The organism is Alkalibacterium sp. f15 (assembly GCF_049389645.1).
Taxonomy (GTDB): domain Bacteria; phylum Bacillota; class Bacilli; order Lactobacillales; family Carnobacteriaceae_A; genus Alkalibacterium.
In genome coordinates, this window is sequence record NZ_CP186540.1 from 339,499 (window position 1) to 358,401 (window position 18,903).

Below are 18,903 nucleotides of genomic sequence, written 5' to 3' on the forward strand. Positions count from 1 at the left end.
TCATCTCAAGAAATCGATCCTCTATATGCTTTGTCCGATAATACTTAGCGGATAAAGTGATAGGGATTCCAGAAATACAAGCGCTCCAATTTTTATTTAACTGATAATAATGATATACGGATTCGACCCTAATTATTGTAGTAAAAACCTGATCATGTAACATGAAAAAGGAAGAAAGCCACGCGGCTTTCTTCCTTTGATAAACTATTTTGAAATCTTTTCTATACGTAAAGTCAGATAATAGCTTTTGTATATTTCAATGTAGCTTTGACTTAAAATCTCAACAGAGCTGCTATGCCTGTATCAGATGGCATACCTTCTGTTTCGAGCACAAATACGTTGCCTTTTGTTTTCAACACATTGTGGACAAGCTGATTAATATAAATATTGTGCTCCGGACTTTCATGATGTTGTCCATTTTCATCTATATGTCCATTTACTTGATAGTGATCTTCAAGTAATAATGTATCAATTTTCCCTTGGATACTTGCCATTGCTAAGTCGTTGTATTGTGCTCCTAATTTAAATTCAGGTGTTGTTTCTTCAAATTGTTTAACCACTTTTTCATAACGTCGATTGATAATCTCATCAACGACTTCCTTTGTTTTTGCTTGAATATCATTGTCTGTTAACTTGGCCGAAGAGGCTTCAACCCGAGTTTCATCAAGAAAAGCATTTTTTGATATTTTTTTGAAATCGGCAATATTTTCAGGAAGTGCAAACAGCACTAACGGTAACTGAGAAGGTTTAGAGAAATTCTCGTTCACATACTTATCTACTTGTCTAAAGTAATTGATTTGATCAATTTCAACTTCATTACTTTTTTCGTTGTGTCCATGGAACATACCTGTTCCCGGTCCTCCGGCATAATCCGCTACATTTATTGCCCCACCGGTCAGTTCCTCACCTAATGCCTTTACTAATGTATCGGGTGCGTCTTCAGGTAAGTCTATTTTTTGAATGGTATTCTTACGTCCATTATAGAGACTGAATTTATCATGGTTAAGGCAAAGCAGATGATAATAACTGATATACTGAAAATTAGCAATTAATGGTAAAATATATGCTTTATCAGAAACGACTACCCCTGTACGAACTGGTACACTTAGTAGGTAGTAATATACCTCATCGGGTGTAATATAAAAAACAATGCTATCCGTCACTTTTCTCCAAAAATGAGTATTGTTTTTTAGTCCATTTACTTTTTCAAGTAATCCATCGCAATATTTTTCATCGAATCTTTCGCATAACTTTTCTTTAGCTTGTTTTAATAAATTTTGAAATTGAATCTGATTAGCATCTATATCAAAAGAGTTTGATTCGGAGTTAAGTGCTAATGAGACAACGACCTCATTTTCTTGCAGAAGTTCATCAGTTGGAAACGCAAACAATTCTATCATGTGCTTCACCTTCCATTCATTATTTTCTTCTGATCTAACTAAATCACATGTTAGTTACAGAAGAGTTCTATAGTTATATCATATCTAAACGTATTGAAAATGTCTAAAGATACGCTACATAAGATAAACGTACGTCAGTTATAATAAGACCCTCTCAATAAGAACTCTAGCAATTATTATCAATGACTTTTATTATTTTTGCCGGGACTCCACCGATAACAACATTATCTGAAAAAGATTTTGTTACCACTGAACCAGCAGCAATAACAACATTGTCTCCCAATGTTACTCCGCCTACTATCGTTGCATTTGTCCCGATCCAGCAATTGTCTCCAATTGTGATTGGTCTTCCATATTCATAACCAGAATTACGTTCTGTCGCTTTTAGGGGGTGCTCAGGCGTAACCAAGTTAACAGCTGGACCTAGCATCGCATTTTTTCCAATAGTTATTGGACATACATCTAAAAAAACACAATTGAAGTTCGCGTAAAAGTCTTCTCCAACGTGTATATTATACCCATAGTCTAATCTGAAAGTCGGTTCTACCGTGATATTCTCTCCTGCACTTCCAAATAATTCTTTAATGATTTTTTTTCTTTCCTGATCTGTCTCCACTCGATTAAACTCTTGTGCTTTTGAATGAGCTTGTGTTCTTTCTTTTACTAACTCCATATCAGAAGCCTTATACAACTCCCCAGCAATCATTTTGTCTTTTTCACTTATCATATCATCTCTTCCTTCTGATACAGATCCAGCAATTCTTTATACATAGGTAACAATCCATTCAATGTATCTTTAAAGAATTTTTTTTGCATAGCGTTGTCTTTTAACTCTTCACTTGAAGGAGTAAGTACTCTGCCGAGCATAAACTCTCCTTTTTTTACATTAATTAATCGTTTCAAAGTTTTTTCTATCGTGTCTTCTTCCGCTTCTTGAATATCGGGTCTGGTGTGATCCCCAGAAACGAAATAATCATCATCTAAATTTTTCCATAACGATCTATGATTTAAAAGATAATCTCCCATAGTCTTTTCATGTTTTGGATTATCAATGAGTGATAAAAACATAAATATATTTTTTTCATTGATCCCAACTTGAATATGAGGATACTTTTTATACCCACGGTTATTTCCTCCGATTGCGCTCCAAGTCGATTCCGGCGCGTTTGTTGTTCGTCTTCGGTGTTGAGCAATGTGAAAAGACCCATCAAATTTAGTGTAGTCATTAACGTAATCTATGTAAGCATCACCTAAGTGTTGAAATACCGGTTGGATCTGCTTTCTTATAGCACCCATTCGTTCATCGAGTCCGTCAATATTAAAAATGTCAAAATCTGATGCTTTAAAATAATTCCCCATTTTCTCTTCCTCCTATACTTTCATTTTCTAACGTATCAAAAAAGTAGATATCTCGTTCCTCAATCTAAAAGACTGAGACAATCGTTCTATCTACTCTATTATTATTTTTGTTTACAGTAAAGAAATAAACTGTATAACCGTTTCAGCTGATTTTTTACCAACTTTTTCTATAAATTCATCGAATGAAACCGAGGCTTCTTCGTCTGCTACATCGGAAACAGCTCTAATAACAACAAAAGGAATATCGAACTGGTAACAGGTCTGTGCCACTGCGGCGCCTTCCATTTCCGTTACTAGGACATCTTTAAAGTGTTCACGTATTTCAGCAATTCTTTTTTTGTCACTGACAAAGGAATCCCCCGTTACGATCAGTCCTTGTTTGATATCCCAGTTTTTCTTTACTGCTGCTTTTTTAAATAGATCGATCAAATATGGGTCTGATTGATACCTGCTGGGCATTTGAGGTATTTGGCCATAATCGTAGCCAAAAACTCGTGCATCCGCATCATTATAAGATAACTCTGATGAAATAACTAAGTCTTCCACAGCTAAGCCGTCGCCGATCCCACCGGCAGAGCCAGTGTTTATGACTGCTTCTACTTTATAAGTATCAATGAGCAGTGTTGTCGCAATAGAAGCATTGACTTTACCAATGCCCGACTGCACTAGGACAACTTCGATCCCTTGAATGGTTCCTTCATAAAAATATTGATTAGCTTTTACTGATTTTTTCAATTTTTGTAATTGAGCAACAATTTCTCTAGCCTCTTGTTCCATCGCAGCTATAATACCTATTTTCATATTTATCCTTCCTGAACGGTTCTTATATAAAGAAAACAAAAGACAGTACAATTAACAATAATAATGCAACAATAATAATTGCAAGAGTCAAACGTTTCTCAATTAAGCGATACCTATCCATTTCATTTGATCTTTTTTTGGTTGTTTTTCCTACTTTGTTTAATTTCCGTTCTGTTTTTTTAGTTTCTTTGGTTAATACTTTCTGTTCTTGTTCTTTTAATTTTTCTTCTTCTTTTTTCTTTATTCTTGATGACATGCTTATTCTCCTAGCTTTATCTCTAATTTTTTCATTTTCCAGTAGAATAACGCAAAGACTGTCTTAGAGTCTCTCAACAAGCCCTGCTCGTATAGATCCCAGGCTTCATCATATGTCGCTATGATAACTTCCACAGTCTCATCATCATCCTGCGCTAAAGAATCATCTACCAGATATAAATCGGTTGCTTCATAAATCTCTAGAAATTCATCTGTAAAGCCTGGCGTACTATAAAATGACGTCACAAATTTCCAGGATTTTGCATTGTAATCTGTTTCTTCTTCTAATTCTCTTTTAGCCGTATGCAAACCATCAAGATCTGAATCATCTTTTAATCCTGCCGGTATTTCAATGCTCACTTTATCAATAGCTTTACGATATTGCTTGACCAAAACTATTTCACCCGATTGTGTGAAAGGTATGACGGCTGATGCGCCTGCATGTCTTACAATCTCTCTTTGAGACATTTCTCCATTAGGTAATTTCACTTCTTCTACAATATATTCGGTTACATTCCCCTTATATATTGAAGTGCTTTTAATTGTCTCTTCATAAAATTTCATCATTTCATCTCCTAAGTAATTATATTTTTTATCATACCCTATTTATGGAAGTATTTCATCTCACTTCATACACTTCTTATAAATCCAACTAAGGTCCTATATAAATTTTTTCAGGTTTTGTGATATTATTAGTGTAGAGGAAACTTATCAATTCACGAGAATGGAGGATTAAAATGAAACAATCAAATACACGTTTAAATATCACCAATGCCCTAACTTTATTCGTCATTATGTTTATCTTTCTGTTAATGATCGGATTTGAAATAAACATTTTCATATCATTATTGTTAAGTATCGCAATAGGTGTCTTTCTGCTCAATCTATTAACAAAAACCGTTAGCGGACATACAAAAGAAAGACTGCCTCGTCTTTCCAAAGAAAAAGAAGAATTTTATTCTTCCAAAGGATTATCTAAAGAAGATATAGATTATTTCAGACGAACAATGTTTCAAGCTCAGCAACAAATCGTTTCAATAGAACAGAACATGCAAAAGTCTGGCAAACTCAGAGCAATTGAAAACCGTAATAACACACTTGCATTATCCAAAGAATTATTTAAAGATATCACTCATGAACCAAATAGACTGCATGACGTTGATAAGTTTTTATATGTCCACTTACCCTCACTGGCAGACCTTTCCGAGAAGTATTTGGAAATTGAAGGACATAAAGCCAAAAGTAAAACAACTTATGATATCTTAGAAAAAGCAGCACTTACCATTGACAAAATGTGTGAGCAGATCGCTGAAGATTATGTGAAATTTAAAGCAGATGATATTCAAGATATGTCCGTTGAAGTTGAGTTAGCTAAACGCTCACTTAATCCTAAACAAGCAGACACACAGGATTTTGATAGTTCGATTTAGGTAATTAAACTCAAACCCAACATAAATATTATACGAGAGGTGTAAACTATGCCAAATAATCACAAAAAATCATTTGATACCAATAAATCAGCAGATATTGATGATTTAATTTTAAATCCATTTGGTTCAGAAAAACCAAATATCGATAAGGTCAAAAAAGAGAGTCAGTCGTTGACAAAAAAAAATGAAGCAAAAAAAGTGATTGATACACTTAGTGACCAACGAAAAACACAAGCTTACGAACTAGCTAAACAGATTGATGTGTCAAACAGTGATTCGATTTTAGATTATGGTGCTCAGGCTCAACAAAAACTGGGCGAATTCTCTCATTCCGTGCTCAATCATGTCCAGAATCAGGAAACTAATCAAATTGGTGAAACTCTCAATGACTTGATGTTTCGATTAAAAGAAGCTGACCCTAACGAATTGAAAGCAGAAGATCAGAACATTTTCAAAAAGATGTTCAGAAAAATCAATCGGTCTATTTATGAAACGACGGCAAAATACCAAAAAATAGGTGCTCAAGTAGATAAAATAGCTGTTAAATTAGACAAGGAACGTGAACTACTATTAAATGACAATGAAATGCTCGAAGAATTATATGACAAAAATTATGACTATTTTGAAGCTTTAAATGTTTATATTGCTGCAGGAGAAGTTAAGATAGATGAATTACAAAGCGAAACCATCCCTAAAGCTATTGAACATGCTGAATCTAGTGAAAATCAAATGGAAGTTCAAAAGGTCAATGACTTGAATCAATTTTTAAATCGACTCGACAAACGTGTGTATGATTTAAAAACGGCTCGTCAAATGACTATTCAGCAAGCGCCACAGATTCGGCTCATTCAAAATACGAATCAGGCTTTATCAGAAAAAATTCAGACTTCTATTAATACAGCCATTCCCTTATGGAAAAATCAAATCGTGGTTGCATTGACACTGCTTCGTCAAAAAGAAGCGGTAACTGCTCAAAGACAAGTATCAGAAACCACCAATGAATTGTTGAAAAAAAATTCTGAAATGCTGAAAATTTCTTCTATTGAAACAGCAAGAGAAAATGAGCGAAGCATCATCGATATAGAAACACTTGAAAAAACACAGTCAGATTTAATGGAAACTTTGGAAGAAACATTAAATATTCAAAAAGAAGGACGTTCTAAGCGTAAAGAAGCTGAAGTTCAGCTCACTCAATTAGAAAGTCGTTTAAAAGACCAGTTACTAAAATTGACTGAACCCAATGATACGACTGAATAAGCTTCTTTAGTTCTCGAGTCAAAATATTTGAATAAAATATGAGGGTTTCATATACTATAAAAGCAAGATTATATTTCAAATAGAGGAGAGATAAGTATGTTAGGATTTATTTGGTCACTTATTATTGGAGGAATCATTGGTGCAATCGGTCAAGCTATCGTTGGTACAAATGTTCCCGGTGGAATTATTGGTAATATCATAGTTGGTTTCATCGGTGCTTGGGCAGGACAAGCTTTATTCGAATTAGAACCTACTTTAGCCGGTTTTCAAATTATACCAGCTATTGTTGGTGCTATTTTAATTGTTTTCATATACGACTTGATCGCAAGCCGTCTATAATAATTACATTCAATCAAAAAAGACTTCCTTAAAATAAAGGAAGTCTTTTTATTTTTTTATATCTTTCTTACGTTTGCAGCTTGCGGTCCTCTTTCGCCATCTACGATTTCAAATTCAATTTCTTCGCCATCATCGAGTGACTTGTACCCTTCGCTATCTATTGCGCTGAAGTGAACAAATACGTCTTCATGTCCTTCGACTTCAACAAATCCGAAACCTTTTTCGGCATTAAACCACTTTACTTTACCTTGAACCATTATGCATCCTCCTAAAAAATTATTGCAATAGACATTAAATGTGATACATATTAACTGTGTAATCTTTTCAATCTCTATTACACTTAAATTATACATAAGAAAGCGGTTAATTTCAACGTAATGACATATAAAAAGAACTTCTCTAATAAAAACCATAGAGAAGTTCTTTTTATATATATATTAATCCTGAATTAATACTTCTGGATAGTGTTCTTCACAAATGTCGTGACAACGTGGGCATAAGAATTCATCTTCAGATAACTGAATACTATCTTCTGTTGTAATGCGGCATCGTGTACATACATCCCCTTGCATTCTCTCAACCAGGATAGAAACATTGTCAAAATCTAATATTCTGTCATCTGCTGGTTTTTCTTTCAAATCTTTGACATTGATTTCGGAAGCAATCAATATTTGTCTAATATCACTGTTCATAGAATTTAAAAGCTCTTTAATGGACTCAGAAACAAATAAGGTTGTTTTTGCTTCGAAGTCTTTACCAATAATTTTATTTTCTCTAGCTACTTCATTAGCTTTTAGCACTTTATCACGTAAAGACATGAATGCTTTCCATTGGTCTAACAATTCATCTGAATTACCATAATTTTTAACTTCAGGGAATTCTGCTAATTGAACAAACCGTTCTTCTTCCTCTAAATAACTCCAAATTTCTTCAGCAGTATGAGGTAAGATTGGTGTAAGCAGCTTAGTCAAGTCTCTCACGATATGATAAAAGACTGTCTGCATCGCACGTCTGTCATACGCATCCGGAGCATCGATATAAAGAATATCCTTTGCAAAGTTAGCATAAAAGTTAGATACATCAAGTGTACAGAAATGATTGATTTCTTTAAAAATGTCTGAGAAATTGTAACGTTCATAACCATCAACTACATGTTCTACAGTTTGATTCAATTTATTCATCATGTATTGATCAACTGGTCTTAAGTCTGCATAAGCAATGCCATCATTTTTGAAATCGAAATCTTCTGTATTTTGGATTAAGAAACGAAGGGTATTTCTAATTTTGCGATACACTTCTGATACCTGTTTTAAAATATCCATACTTACTCTGACATCGGCTTGTGTATCAACACTAGAAACCCATAAACGAATCAAATCCGCTCCCATCTGATTGATAACTTTATTCGGATCGATGACATTCCCTATCGATTTACTCATCTTCTTGCCTGCCCCATCTAGAACCATTCCCTGTGACAAAACAGCTTTATAAGGTGAGACACCATTTATGGCTACCGACGTTGTTATACTGGAGTTGAACCAGCCACGATACTGATCTGATCCTTCTAAATACAAATCAGCTGGGAATGTAAGGTTTTCCCTTTGACGAAGCACGGCGTGATGTGATGATCCTGAGTCGAACCATACATCCATGATATCCGTTTCTTTTGTAAATTCACCATTAGGACTAAAAGGATGTTCGAAGCCATCAGGTAACAAGTCTTTTGCTTCTCTTTCAAACCATACATTCGAGCCATGTTCAGCAAATAATTCAGCTGCATGTTCAGTTGTTTCCGGGGTAATTATAGGCTCCCCATTTTCACCATAAAATATAGGCAGAGGTACTCCCCATGCACGCTGTCTCGATATGACCCAATCGCCACGGTCACGCACCATATTATATATACGTTGCATTCCCCATGGTTGTAACCAATCTACTTTTTCAACTGCATCTAAAATATCTTGTCTGAAATCGTCTATAGAAGCAAACCATTGTGGTGTCGCTCTAAATATAACAGGTTTTTTTGTTCGCCAGTCATGTGGATAACTATGCGTAAAGAATTCAAGTTTCAATAACGCATTGTTTTCTTCTAACCATCCGGTGATTATTTTGTTTGCTTTATCGTAAAATACACCTTCTAGTCCGGGTGCTTCGTCAGTAAAGCATCCTCTACCATCAACTGGAGATATGATAGGTAATTTATAATTTTGACATACAATATAGTCATCTTCACCATGACCGGGAGCAGTATGGACCAAACCAGTACCATCCTCTAATGTAACATGGTCGCCGATAATGAGTAGGGACTCTCTATCATAAAATGGGTGTTGTGCTGTGACACCCTCTAAATCTTTACCTGGAATTTTTTTAATTAATTTAACATCGTTCCATTCTAATGTTTCGGCAATATCATCAGCCATATCAGATGCCACGACAAATTTTCTGCCATCTACTTCGTATACACCATAATCTGCGTCAGGTTTAACAGCAATAGCTAAGTTAGCCGGTAAAGTCCATGGCGTGGTCGTCCAAATGATAAATGAAGTGTCCGTATCAAGCAAAGATTTCCCATCTTTAACTTTAAATGCAACATAAATATTAGCAGAACGGACATCATGGTATTCGATTTCTGCTTCAGCCAAAGCGGACTCACTCGAGGGTGACCAATAGATTGGTTTCAATCCTCTATAAATATAACCTTTTTCTGCCATTTTTCCAAAAACACGAATTTGTTCTGCTTCATAATCCTTTGTTAACGTTACATAAGGATTATCCCATTCTCCCGCAACACCCAAACGTTTAAAATCTTCACGTTGCTTGTTTACTTGTTTCCAGGCATAATCTTCACATAATTTTCTGAATTCTGCAACAGACATTGCTTTTCTATCCACACCTGTATTCGTAAGTGCCTGCTCTATCGGCAGACCATGAGTATCCCATCCCGGTACGTAAGGAGCACGAAATCCTGACATAGACTTATACCTTACGATAATATCTTTTGATACCTTATTTAACGCATGACCGATATGAATATTTCCGTTTGCATAAGGAGGTCCGTCATGTAAAACAAATGATGGTTTATCTTTGTTCAACTCTTGTCTGCGATTGTAAACATCTTGCTCTTTCCATTCTTCTTGTCTTTCCGGCTCTTTATTAGGTAAATTTGCTCGCATAGGAAACTGTGTTTTAAGCAAATTAAGCGTTTCTTTCATTTCCATTTCATCACCCTTAATATTATTATTTTTGATGCAAAAAAAAGACTCCATCCTAAAGGACGAAATCTTCGTGGTACCACCTTAATTCGAAAAGTTATGTTACTTTTCCTCAACCCTTTAACGCAGGAATACGCGAATAACTACTTTATTTCATTATCCGATGACTTGAAGGATCAATTTCAGTTTCTACTTGTCAATTTCTCAGCTTTCATTGACTCTCTGTAAAGTTTTCACCCAAAAGGTGTTTCAAGATTTTCTGATTATTTAATTTATGGAAGTTCAATAGCTGGTGTCATACCCTCTTCATACTCGTCATCAGTGCTTTCTGCTATGGGTAAAGACGACTTACCAGTGATTTCTGCTTCTATAGAATTCTCTTCACTATCTTTTTGATCCAATTCTTTTTTTACTTCTTGGATTGTCTTTATTTCAGGTTTTTCTGAGATGGATGGTTGTAATATATCATCCCACTCTTCTTTTTTAACTAATTCTAATTGAGATTCTATCATCAACTGAAGTCTTTGTCTAAATATTCTGCTTTGTTTTCTTAGTTCTTCTGTTTCCAGTTCGATTTTACGTGCCTTAGTGACTGCATCTTTTAATAATTCATCTGCGTTGTTTTCAGCTTCGTGTTTTATATTTGACGCTTTGGTATTAGCTTCTTTTGCAATCATTTCTGCTTCTTTGTCAGCATTAAGTTTCAATCTGTCGGCTGCTTCTTGTGCCACTAAAATAGATTTATTTAATGAATCATGCATCTGATCATAATTAGCTAATTTCTCTTCAGCTAAACCAAATTTCTTTTCCATCTCTTTTTTTTGCTTCAAGAGCATTTCATAATCTTTGATGATTTGATCAAGATAGTCATTGACTTCATCTTGGTCATATCCTCTCATTCTAACAGGAAACTCTTTATTATGTATATCCATTGGTGTTAGTGCCATGGAAAAACACCTCCATAATTATTTAATTACTTTTTTTTTTCAATGTATAAAAAGTAGAAACCAGACTCAAGTTTTTATCTATTACGATCTAAGAAACCTAACTTGAGTCTAATCTTTTCTTTTTTTGTTTTACCTTCGATTGCTTCTATACGAAGCCGGCCATACCCACGAATTGAAAGAACATCATGTATACCTAATACTACATCTGGTCTCTCAGTTTCATTCCAATTTACTTTTACTTTTTTTGATGAAATGAGTTCTTTAGATTTTTGTCTTGAAATATGAAAAACACTAGCTAATATGACATCAAGTCTCAAAGAAGATACGATTTCAAATCTTTCTTCCCATGTATCTTTAGGAAGAAGAATCTCAGTGTATGGGATTTCTTCGATTTGAATGGTTATGTTACCAATTTTTGTTAAAGACGAAAGAAAAAATTGCATAATCGATGCGTCAGCAAAAAATTGCCAATCCTCACCATCAGTTATAATATCTCCAATCATTTCTCGTCTTATCCCTTCACCCATGAGTGTTCCCAAAATTTTTCCATGAGATAAGTCAGTAAATTTTTTAGGGTATCGCAACTCAGCAATTTTAATTTCAAAATCTTCTTGCACGGGTTCAAAATATGAAGGCGAAAGATAAAGACGCTTTCGTTCAGCCGCCTCATATCCTCCAAAAGCTTCAGCTCTCACTTCATTATGCTGCCCTACGATCGATTCTAAAATGTATTGCTCCCTTGGGTCTAAAAATGGAGTCAGATACGGTGAATATTGCAACTCCACCTTCTGTACCCAATCTAACACCTGATCAATAAAAAGTCTTTCATCATCTCTAAAATGTTGATATGAATTTTCCATTTAACATCATCCCATTTGCGTTAAAAGTTGATATAACAGTTGAAATACGGCTTCTACTCCATATTCGATGAAATTTAATGCGAAAAACGCGACAATCCCTGCTAAACTTACCATGCCAATAGATGGAACAAATTGTCTGAATATACCTACGTACGGTTCACAAATCCTTATGAGGATCTGACCTAGTTTGGATTGATATCCGCCAGGCATCCAAGATAACAGAAAATAAACAACTAAAGCAATTCTATAAAGATCGATTCCTTGCATGATTAATCTAAAGATTGCTGATAATATTTGAACTACCATAATTACTTTTGGAACTCCATTCTAATTAAAAATCAGTATTTTTTAACGCTTGTAATTCTGAACCGTCAACTTCAAATGATTGAGGAGTACATATAAATATTTCTTCTCCCAATCTTTGGATATCACCTTTAATTGCATAGGTCGTACCCATTAAGAAATCAATCATATTTTTGGCCTGCTCTTTTTCCATTCTTCTAAAATTCAAAATAACTGACTGATTGTTTAACAACACATCAGCAATAGATTGGACTTCCGAGTATAAGCGCGGTTCAACAACTTTTATACGGGGCTTTTTTAAAGCTTGTTGCTGATTTATCGCAACAACATTTTGACCAGTCATCTTATTATTAGTTTTTTTATTTGGCGATGCTAAAGGAGCTGTCATAATCTTATTCTCTTTTTGAGTTGAAGCAACGTCCACTTCATAATCTAAGTCGTCATCATTATCATTCAGAGAAAAATAATCATTTAATTTATCCTTTAAATTCATTTTATACTCTTCCTTTCTGATGATTTATTTACGTCTTCTTCTGAAAAAAGGAGGTGTGTCCATTTCTTCAGCATTAGATGCATCTCCAGAAGTGTCTTCACGATCAAAGAGATTTTTTGAAGAGTCAGCTTTATTTTCAGCTTTTTCATCTAAATCAGCATTGTGTCGATCTCTTAGATTAGGTTCTTTTCGGATATCCCAGTTACCGAAAGGGTCTCTTTCTTTATTTACTGACTGTGACTGAGTTGAAGTTGAAGTTTTTTGGGTAGTTTGTTTAGCTTTTTTAGCTTGAGAACCTCTTTTTTCAGGATCAATCCCCGTAGCAATAACTGTAACGACTACTTCGTCTCCTAAATCCTCGTTGATCGATGTACCAAAGATTATGTTTACTTCATTTGTTGCTGCTCCTGATACAATATCAGAAGCATCTTGTGCTTCAAATAGTGTCAAGTCAGAACCACCAGTAATATTTAACAGTACATTTTCGGCTCCATCCAATGATATTTCTAGCAACGGAGATGAAATGGCTTTTTTAGTCGCTTCAGCTGTTCTGTTTTCCCCAGAAGCTGTACCGATACCCATCAATGCTGAACCTTGATTTTCCATTACTGTTTTAACATCAGCAAAGTCTAAGTTGACATAGCCAGGATTTGTAATTAAATCAGAAATACCTTGTACACCTTGTCGAAGAACGTTATCAGCTTCTCTAAAGGCTTCCATCATCGGTGTTTTCTTATCTACTATTTCAAGTAGACGGTTATTGGAAATCGTTACTAAGGTATCCACATGCTCGCGCATAGAGGCAATGCCTTCTGCCGCAAAACGTCCTTTTTTAGGACCTTCAAATGTAAACGGTCGAGTAATCACACCAACGGTTAAAGCACCTTGCTCTTTAGCAATTCTAGCTACGATTCCAGCTGCGCCAGTTCCTGTTCCGCCACCCATTCCTGCAGTGACAAATACCATATCAGCACCTTTTAATGCTTCTGCTAGTGCTTCTTCACTTTCCTCGGCTGATTTTCTTCCAACTTCCGGGTTAGCTCCAGCGCCCAAACCACGTGTCAATTTGGGTCCAAGTTGAATTTTAGTTTCTGCACTCATCATATCTAATGCTTGTAAGTCGGTATTAGCTACAATGAATTCAACACCTTGTACGCCATCTTCAATCATTCGGTTTACAGCATTTCCACCTGCACCACCGACACCAATTACTTTAATTTTAGCTCCATTTGCAGCAAAAGAATCAAATTCTAAATCCATACTATTTTTCCTCCTGTAGAAATTATAAAGTTGTCAATCAAAAAAATGTGTTAAAAAATTCTTGATTTTGTCTATAATAGTCTCATTATTTTCTGTGTTTTCATTTAATTTTTTTTCATTCGTATTCACTGTTTTTGTGTCTTGCAGCTTAACTAGTTGGGGTGATGGGGTTTCACCATCAAACAAAACATAACGATTCATTACTTCGTGTATATCATCCATGTTCGCTTTATAAAAGACCAATGAAATGGCATTTGTGAATGACGGATAACGGACACCCATAAAATCAGGAACGTATTTTTTTACATGCACATTGAAAATTTCTTCAGCTAATTCTTCGATTTTGGGGATAGCTGAAGTACCGCCAGTCAAAACAATACCTCCTGGCAACTCAAGTGCTCCGATTCCATCTAATTCAGTTTTAACTTGCTCAAAAATCTGAGCCATTCTTGCTTCTATTATTTCTGCAATATACGATTCTTTAACTTGAATTGTATTGTCTTGACCAACAACATCTATCGTTATAGATTGATCATTCGCTAGAGATTCATCATCAATAAACGCATACCCAACTTCTCTTTTCAATTTCTCAGCATTTTTCAACGATGTATTTAAAACGACTGAAATATCTTTCGTGACGTTCGAGCCGCCTTCTTTAATTATACTTGAAAATTTAACCTGCTGATCATGAATAGCGGAGACTGTTGTTTGTCCACCACCTAAATCTATTTGGATCGTACCAAAACGGCGTTCATCTTCCGACATAATCAATTCTGACATCGCTTTTGGTTGAAATAAGACGTCGTCGATAGCATAGCCCGCATTATTTACACTTTTTTTAATATTATGCAAGACCGTTTTAGAAACCGTCATTGCCGTTCCGTACAACTCCACTTGATTGCCAACCATTTTTCTTGGGTCTTTAATCCCGTCAAATCCATCTACAATAAATTCTTCAATCATTACAGATAAAAGCGTTTGATCTGAGGAAACTTTTCTTTCGCGAATCTGTTTTACCATCTTCTCAATAACTGAATCATTAACTTCCTGATTCGCGCTGGATACATCCACACTGACATGAAATGGTTTAATTTCAATATTTAATGCAGGAACACCCACAATGAGTGATTCAATTGTAACGCCTGCTTTTTCTTCTGCTTGCTCTACAGCTTTTTTTATTGAATGAGCAGTTTCGTCAATATCAATAATCAAACCTTTACTTATACCATTTGTTCTTTCACTTCCAACTCCAGTAACATTCATCTGACCATTTAAAACTTCAGAAACAATGACTTTAATTGAAGTGGTTCCAATATCCAAACTTGTATAAACACCATTTTTCAATTTATTGAAACCTCCTATCTCTAAAACTTAACTGTCTAAAATAATTTTTTTAAGAATTTTTATAATTAAAGTTACTACTCATATCATTTTACCATAAATTGACAGGTAGAATGAAGAGTGTTTATTGATTTATCGGTATTTTTCGATTACTTTTGTGTGACAAACAAAAATATCTGTTATTAATGAAAAAGCAAGAGTTAAACGAGATGTTTACTCTTGCTTTTTATTAAAATCCCTCTATTTCTTCTGGATCGTCTTCATTATCTGACGTAAATGGAATGAAATACGCACCAGCTTCTAAATCGAACATTCCTCTAGTATTATCTACTGCTGCTTTCATTTGGTTATAATAATTTAATCGTTCAGCAAAAACAGGGATAGATACCAGTATCTCGTTCCCATCATTCATAAAAACACTTACCAACATGTCATTTCTATCATGTTGAAGATAATCGATCTCTGAAATAAGCATTTGAACATCTGCGTCTACTTTTTCATATTCATCAATCATCAACTCTAAAGGACGACCTTCTTCAAATCCATTTAATATTGGTTGGTTAGCGTTGATTCTAGGAACTGATTCATCTAATATATCGCCATTTTCCAATATTTTTTTATACGTATTATTACTAGATAAATAAGCAACTGTTTTGTATTCTTCAATTGTAATAACGAAATTCTGAATGCCAGACAAAGACAATTCTGCCTGTGCAACTTGAGGATTATCTTGTACTATCTTTTCTTCTATTTTTCTTTTATTCATATATTCTTCCCAAATAGAATCTCCTGAATTTAGCCCGCTTGAATCTAGAATGACCTGGTCATAAACTTCCTCAGATCCAGAAACACTTATATCATTAGCTAAACGAAACGGACTGACAAGATAAAGTGAAATAAGCAATATGAATAAAAGCAATCCGACTACTATTCCCCAATTTATCAATCTCTTTCTTGATTGTTTCAAATGAATAACAGAGGAATCTGTTGATGTCTTTAATTTTTCTGATTCTGTACGTTTCCCCTCTTTTTTACTCATATTCCTATCTCCTAAGGGTTTCATCTTTTTAAAAGATTTACGATTGTGTTTATAATTAAATCCGACGCATCTTGTCTACCTAACTGCTTAGAAGCGTGACTCATTTTTTCACGCTTCTCTTTATCATTCATCAATAAATCAATTTTTCCAACTAACTGCTCAGCATTCATATCTTCTTCTTTCAATACGACTGCTGCGCCTTTTTTTTCAAGACTTTGCGCATTCTTTGTTTGATGATCTTCTGTTACATTTGGACTAGGTATCAAAATACTAGGGATACCCAATGACGTCAATTCTGAGAGTGTTGTCGCACCACTTCTGGAAACGACTAACGAAACAGATGCAAACACCTCTGGAAGATTATTGATATAAGGCACGATTTTCACTCCACTTGATGATGAATCAGAAACATATCGTGTTGATTCTTCCAATTCTTTATTAATATGCTCGTAGTGGTTTTTGCCAGTGATAAATAGAGTCTGATAAGATTTATTTATCAACTGTGGCCAACTATTCTTTACTGTCTCGTTTATCTTCGACGCTCCCTGACTTCCTCCAAAAATAAGAACAGTATGTTTATCAGGATCTAATTGATAGTCAGACAAAACATCGGTCTGTACAAAGTTGGCCACTTCCTGCGCACGAGGGTTGCCCGTATAGATGACTTTCTCTTTGTGTTTTCCAAATTGATCACGAGCTTCATCAAAACAAATAGCTATTGCCGAAACATGTCTTGCTAAAAATTTGTTAGTCAGCCCAACTACGCTATTTTGTTCGTGAATAAGTGTGGGGACATTTAATTTTGATGCAGCATAACACATAGGTGCACTCACGTAACCACCGGTACCGATCACCACATCTGGTTCAAATTTTCTAACTATTTTTTTCGCCTTATTAATTGACGTTACAAACAGTTGAATCGTTTTTATATTATATTTTAATCCTTGAAAATTTAATTTCCGTTTAAATCCTTCAACTCTAAGCGGTTCGAAATTATATCCCTGATCAGGGACAATTGTACTTTCGAGTCCTCGATCGGTCCCCACGTAAAGGAATTCAGTTTCTGGATCCACTTCTTTCATTCTGTTCATTAACGCTAATGCAGGGTAAATGTGGCCCCCTGTACCTCCACCTGTAACTAGAATTTTCATAATTATCGCACGTTTGTGCTCAACCTCCTTTGACTGATTCCTTTATAGACTTGACTGTATCGATAAAATCATTACCTCGTTCTTCAAAATTAACGTATTGATCCCAACTTGCACAAGCTGGAGACAATAAAACAACATCTCCGGCTTCGCTATTTTCAAAAGCTGCTAACGTCGCTTCAGGGACACTATTTGCTACAACAATCTTAGCGATATCGGCATATTTGGCGACTTTAGCTAGTTCGTGCTTTGTTTCGCCAAAAGTAATGATAGCTTTAACGTGTTTTTTTAATAGTGGGACCAAATCATCAAACGATTCGTTTCGATTTAACCCGCCAGCAAGCAACACGATCGGATCAGAAAATCCTTCTAATGCATGAATCATCGCCAAGGTGTTAGTGGCTTTGGAATCGTTATAGAATCGTCTATTCTCTATGGTATCTACTAACTGCATACGGTGATCCACACCTTTAAATTCCTGGAATGCATTGATGATATCCTCGTTTTTTACTCTTTTAAGTTTCGCAACAGCTATAGCAGCTAGTGCATTTTCCAAATTATGTTCTCCCGGGATCAAGATATTATCCCTAGACATTACCGGTTCTCCATTATACATAATAACGTCGCCTTTCACATAAACGCCAGTATCTAAATCATTTTTGCGAGAAAATGGCACTAATTTTGCCTCGGCAGTACTCGATACTAACTCGCGTAATTCATCTTGATCATAATTATACACAATGTAATCGGCTGAAGATTGATTTTTAGTTATTGCTAACTTCGCATTAACGTATTCATTTCTTGTTTTATGATAATCTAGATGTGCTGAATAGATATTGGTTATAACTGCAATCGACGGATGAAATTTCTCTATCCCCATTAACTGAAAACTTGATACTTCCAAAACCAGATCATCTGTTTCAGACGACTTTTGAGCAATTAAACTGGCCGGTGTTCCTATATTACCTACTGCATAAGCTTTTCCGATAGAACGATTCTCATTTAAAATCCTTTCGATCATCATTGTTGTCGTTGTTTTTCCATTGGTGCCCGTTATAGCGATAATCGGACTTTCCGATATCAAGTAAGCTAACTCTACCTCAGTAATGATTAAGATATTTTTATCTTTGGCTTTTTTTACTAAAGGATTAGTGTAAGGAATACCCGGATTCTTAACAACAAAATCAAGTGGTTTTTCTAACAGGTCTAAAGGATGACTTCCTGATATTACTACAATTCCCTTATCTGTTAAATCTTTAGCTTCAGCACTTTGGCTTAAGTCTTTGAAATCATTTACGGTCACATTAGCTCCAAGTTCATTAAGTACTAGCGCTGCGTTATAGCCAGAGACTGCCAGACCTAATACCAAGACATTTTTATTTTTAAACTGCGATGCATTTTTCATAAAAAACTCCTCTAATATTTAAAATTACTTATGTACAAGTCTACAATGAATCTA

The 18,903-nt window shown here is 35.1% G+C and carries 20 protein-coding genes; 3 read left to right on the top strand and 17 right to left on the bottom strand.

The genetic code is table 11. The annotated features are described in order from the left end of the window. Positions 1 to 272: 272 nt before the first annotated feature. The 6 genes from ACO1PF_RS01715 to ACO1PF_RS01740 form a co-directional block, all read right to left on the bottom strand. Entirely contained in the window at positions 273 to 1,400 is a 1,128-nt protein-coding gene (locus tag ACO1PF_RS01715; RefSeq protein ID WP_423189653.1) for a hypothetical protein, read from the bottom strand. Positions 1,401 to 1,566: 166 nt separating this feature from the next. Continuing rightward, the gene (locus ACO1PF_RS01720; protein WP_423189654.1) at positions 1,567 to 2,127 is read right to left on the bottom strand and encodes a sugar O-acetyltransferase; all 561 of its coding nucleotides are present in this window, start codon (positions 2,125 to 2,127) and stop codon (positions 1,567 to 1,569) included. Then, entirely contained in the window at positions 2,124 to 2,759 is a 636-nt protein-coding gene (locus ACO1PF_RS01725; RefSeq protein WP_423189655.1) for a DUF1054 family protein, read from the bottom strand. The genes ACO1PF_RS01720 and ACO1PF_RS01725 overlap by 4 nt, the downstream gene beginning before the upstream one ends. Before the next feature lie 111 nt (positions 2,760 to 2,870). After that, on the bottom strand, positions 2,871 to 3,560 hold the full coding sequence (locus ACO1PF_RS01730; protein WP_423189656.1) for a 5'-methylthioadenosine/adenosylhomocysteine nucleosidase: 690 nt from the start codon (positions 3,558 to 3,560) through the stop codon (positions 2,871 to 2,873). A gap of 22 nt (positions 3,561 to 3,582) precedes the next feature. Continuing rightward, positions 3,583 to 3,816 carry a hypothetical protein gene (locus ACO1PF_RS01735; RefSeq protein WP_423189657.1) on the bottom strand — a complete coding sequence of 78 codons (234 nt, stop codon included), beginning with the start codon at positions 3,814 to 3,816 and terminating at the stop codon, positions 3,583 to 3,585. Positions 3,817 to 3,818: 2 nt separating this feature from the next. Further along, complete coding sequence (locus ACO1PF_RS01740) at positions 3,819 to 4,382, bottom strand: NUDIX hydrolase (protein WP_423189658.1); 564 nt, start codon at positions 4,380 to 4,382, stop codon at positions 3,819 to 3,821. A gap of 170 nt (positions 4,383 to 4,552) precedes the next feature. Between ACO1PF_RS01740 and ACO1PF_RS01745 the strand changes: the two genes are divergently transcribed. The 3 genes from ACO1PF_RS01745 to ACO1PF_RS01755 all read left to right on the top strand — a co-directional run bounded on the left by ACO1PF_RS01745 (position 4,553) and on the right by ACO1PF_RS01755 (position 6,841). Continuing rightward, positions 4,553 to 5,245, top strand: coding sequence for a 5-bromo-4-chloroindolyl phosphate hydrolysis family protein (locus tag ACO1PF_RS01745; protein ID WP_423189659.1), 693 nt, complete (start codon positions 4,553 to 4,555; stop codon positions 5,243 to 5,245). A 48-nt stretch (positions 5,246 to 5,293) separates the two neighbouring features. Then, positions 5,294 to 6,502, top strand: a complete 1,209-nt coding sequence (locus ACO1PF_RS01750) for a toxic anion resistance protein (RefSeq protein ID WP_423189660.1) — start codon at positions 5,294 to 5,296, stop codon at positions 6,500 to 6,502. Positions 6,503 to 6,598: 96 nt separating this feature from the next. Beyond that, the gene (locus tag ACO1PF_RS01755) at positions 6,599 to 6,841 is read left to right on the top strand and encodes a GlsB/YeaQ/YmgE family stress response membrane protein (protein ID WP_423189661.1); all 243 of its coding nucleotides are present in this window, start codon (positions 6,599 to 6,601) and stop codon (positions 6,839 to 6,841) included. 56 nt (positions 6,842 to 6,897) lie between these two features. Here ACO1PF_RS01755 and ACO1PF_RS01760 read toward each other — a convergent pair whose 3' ends face one another. The 11 genes from ACO1PF_RS01760 to murD all read right to left on the bottom strand — a co-directional run bounded on the left by ACO1PF_RS01760 (position 6,898) and on the right by murD (position 18,849). Further along, entirely contained in the window at positions 6,898 to 7,101 is a 204-nt protein-coding gene (locus tag ACO1PF_RS01760) for a cold-shock protein (protein WP_371261621.1), read from the bottom strand. A 177-nt stretch (positions 7,102 to 7,278) separates the two neighbouring features. Next, positions 7,279 to 10,059: an isoleucine--tRNA ligase gene (gene ileS / locus ACO1PF_RS01765; protein WP_423189662.1), complete on the bottom strand. Its 2,781-nt coding sequence runs from the start codon at positions 10,057 to 10,059 to the stop codon at positions 7,279 to 7,281. A gap of 266 nt (positions 10,060 to 10,325) precedes the next feature. Further along, positions 10,326 to 11,000 carry a DivIVA domain-containing protein gene (locus ACO1PF_RS01770; RefSeq protein ID WP_423189663.1) on the bottom strand — a complete coding sequence of 225 codons (675 nt, stop codon included), beginning with the start codon at positions 10,998 to 11,000 and terminating at the stop codon, positions 10,326 to 10,328. A 74-nt stretch (positions 11,001 to 11,074) separates the two neighbouring features. Beyond that, on the bottom strand, positions 11,075 to 11,860 hold the full coding sequence (locus tag ACO1PF_RS01775) for an RNA-binding protein (protein WP_423189664.1): 786 nt from the start codon (positions 11,858 to 11,860) through the stop codon (positions 11,075 to 11,077). A gap of 6 nt (positions 11,861 to 11,866) precedes the next feature. Next, positions 11,867 to 12,166, bottom strand: coding sequence for a YggT family protein (locus tag ACO1PF_RS01780; protein WP_423189665.1), 300 nt, complete (start codon positions 12,164 to 12,166; stop codon positions 11,867 to 11,869). A 25-nt stretch (positions 12,167 to 12,191) separates the two neighbouring features. Continuing rightward, positions 12,192 to 12,656: a cell division protein SepF gene (locus tag ACO1PF_RS01785; RefSeq protein ID WP_423189666.1), complete on the bottom strand. Its 465-nt coding sequence runs from the start codon at positions 12,654 to 12,656 to the stop codon at positions 12,192 to 12,194. 24 nt (positions 12,657 to 12,680) lie between these two features. Beyond that, entirely contained in the window at positions 12,681 to 13,916 is a 1,236-nt protein-coding gene (gene ftsZ / locus ACO1PF_RS01790; RefSeq protein WP_423189667.1) for a cell division protein FtsZ, read from the bottom strand. Between the two features lie 33 nt (positions 13,917 to 13,949). Next, positions 13,950 to 15,260, bottom strand: coding sequence for a cell division protein FtsA (gene ftsA / locus ACO1PF_RS01795; protein ID WP_423189668.1), 1,311 nt, complete (start codon positions 15,258 to 15,260; stop codon positions 13,950 to 13,952). Positions 15,261 to 15,486: 226 nt separating this feature from the next. Further along, on the bottom strand, positions 15,487 to 16,296 hold the full coding sequence (locus tag ACO1PF_RS01800) for a cell division protein FtsQ/DivIB (protein ID WP_423189669.1): 810 nt from the start codon (positions 16,294 to 16,296) through the stop codon (positions 15,487 to 15,489). 20 nt (positions 16,297 to 16,316) lie between these two features. Further along, the gene (gene murG / locus ACO1PF_RS01805) at positions 16,317 to 17,447 is read right to left on the bottom strand and encodes an undecaprenyldiphospho-muramoylpentapeptide beta-N-acetylglucosaminyltransferase (RefSeq protein WP_423189670.1); all 1,131 of its coding nucleotides are present in this window, start codon (positions 17,445 to 17,447) and stop codon (positions 16,317 to 16,319) included. A 19-nt stretch (positions 17,448 to 17,466) separates the two neighbouring features. Continuing rightward, complete coding sequence (gene murD / locus ACO1PF_RS01810) at positions 17,467 to 18,849, bottom strand: UDP-N-acetylmuramoyl-L-alanine--D-glutamate ligase (protein WP_423189671.1); 1,383 nt, start codon at positions 18,847 to 18,849, stop codon at positions 17,467 to 17,469. Positions 18,850 to 18,903 lie beyond the last annotated feature (54 nt).

Excerpts from the sequence above, each read along its gene's own strand:
- ACO1PF_RS01715 (WP_423189653.1), bottom strand. The coding sequence starts at position 1,400 with ATGATAGAATTGTTTGCGTTTCCAACTGATGAACTTCTGCAAGAAAAT.
- ACO1PF_RS01720 (WP_423189654.1), bottom strand. The coding sequence starts at position 2,127 with ATGATAAGTGAAAAAGACAAAATGATTGCTGGGGAGTTGTATAAGGCT.
- ACO1PF_RS01725 (WP_423189655.1), bottom strand. The coding sequence starts at position 2,759 with ATGGGGAATTATTTTAAAGCATCAGATTTTGACATTTTTAATATTGAC.
- ACO1PF_RS01730 (WP_423189656.1), bottom strand. The coding sequence starts at position 3,560 with ATGAAAATAGGTATTATAGCTGCGATGGAACAAGAGGCTAGAGAAATT.
- ACO1PF_RS01735 (WP_423189657.1), bottom strand. The coding sequence starts at position 3,816 with ATGTCATCAAGAATAAAGAAAAAAGAAGAAGAAAAATTAAAAGAACAA.
- ACO1PF_RS01740 (WP_423189658.1), bottom strand. The coding sequence starts at position 4,382 with ATGATGAAATTTTATGAAGAGACAATTAAAAGCACTTCAATATATAAG.
- ACO1PF_RS01745 (WP_423189659.1), top strand. The coding sequence starts at position 4,553 with ATGAAACAATCAAATACACGTTTAAATATCACCAATGCCCTAACTTTA.
- ACO1PF_RS01750 (WP_423189660.1), top strand. The coding sequence starts at position 5,294 with ATGCCAAATAATCACAAAAAATCATTTGATACCAATAAATCAGCAGAT.
- ACO1PF_RS01755 (WP_423189661.1), top strand. The coding sequence starts at position 6,599 with ATGTTAGGATTTATTTGGTCACTTATTATTGGAGGAATCATTGGTGCA.
- ileS (WP_423189662.1), bottom strand. The coding sequence starts at position 10,059 with ATGGAAATGAAAGAAACGCTTAATTTGCTTAAAACACAGTTTCCTATG.
- ACO1PF_RS01770 (WP_423189663.1), bottom strand. The coding sequence starts at position 11,000 with ATGGCACTAACACCAATGGATATACATAATAAAGAGTTTCCTGTTAGA.
- ACO1PF_RS01775 (WP_423189664.1), bottom strand. The coding sequence starts at position 11,860 with ATGGAAAATTCATATCAACATTTTAGAGATGATGAAAGACTTTTTATT.
- ACO1PF_RS01780 (WP_423189665.1), bottom strand. The coding sequence starts at position 12,166 with ATGGTAGTTCAAATATTATCAGCAATCTTTAGATTAATCATGCAAGGA.
- ACO1PF_RS01785 (WP_423189666.1), bottom strand. The coding sequence starts at position 12,656 with ATGAATTTAAAGGATAAATTAAATGATTATTTTTCTCTGAATGATAAT.
- ftsZ (WP_423189667.1), bottom strand. The coding sequence starts at position 13,916 with ATGGATTTAGAATTTGATTCTTTTGCTGCAAATGGAGCTAAAATTAAA.
- ACO1PF_RS01800 (WP_423189669.1), bottom strand. The coding sequence starts at position 16,296 with ATGAGTAAAAAAGAGGGGAAACGTACAGAATCAGAAAAATTAAAGACA.
- murG (WP_423189670.1), bottom strand. The coding sequence starts at position 17,447 with ATGAAAATTCTAGTTACAGGTGGAGGTACAGGGGGCCACATTTACCCT.
- murD (WP_423189671.1), bottom strand. The coding sequence starts at position 18,849 with ATGAAAAATGCATCGCAGTTTAAAAATAAAAATGTCTTGGTATTAGGT.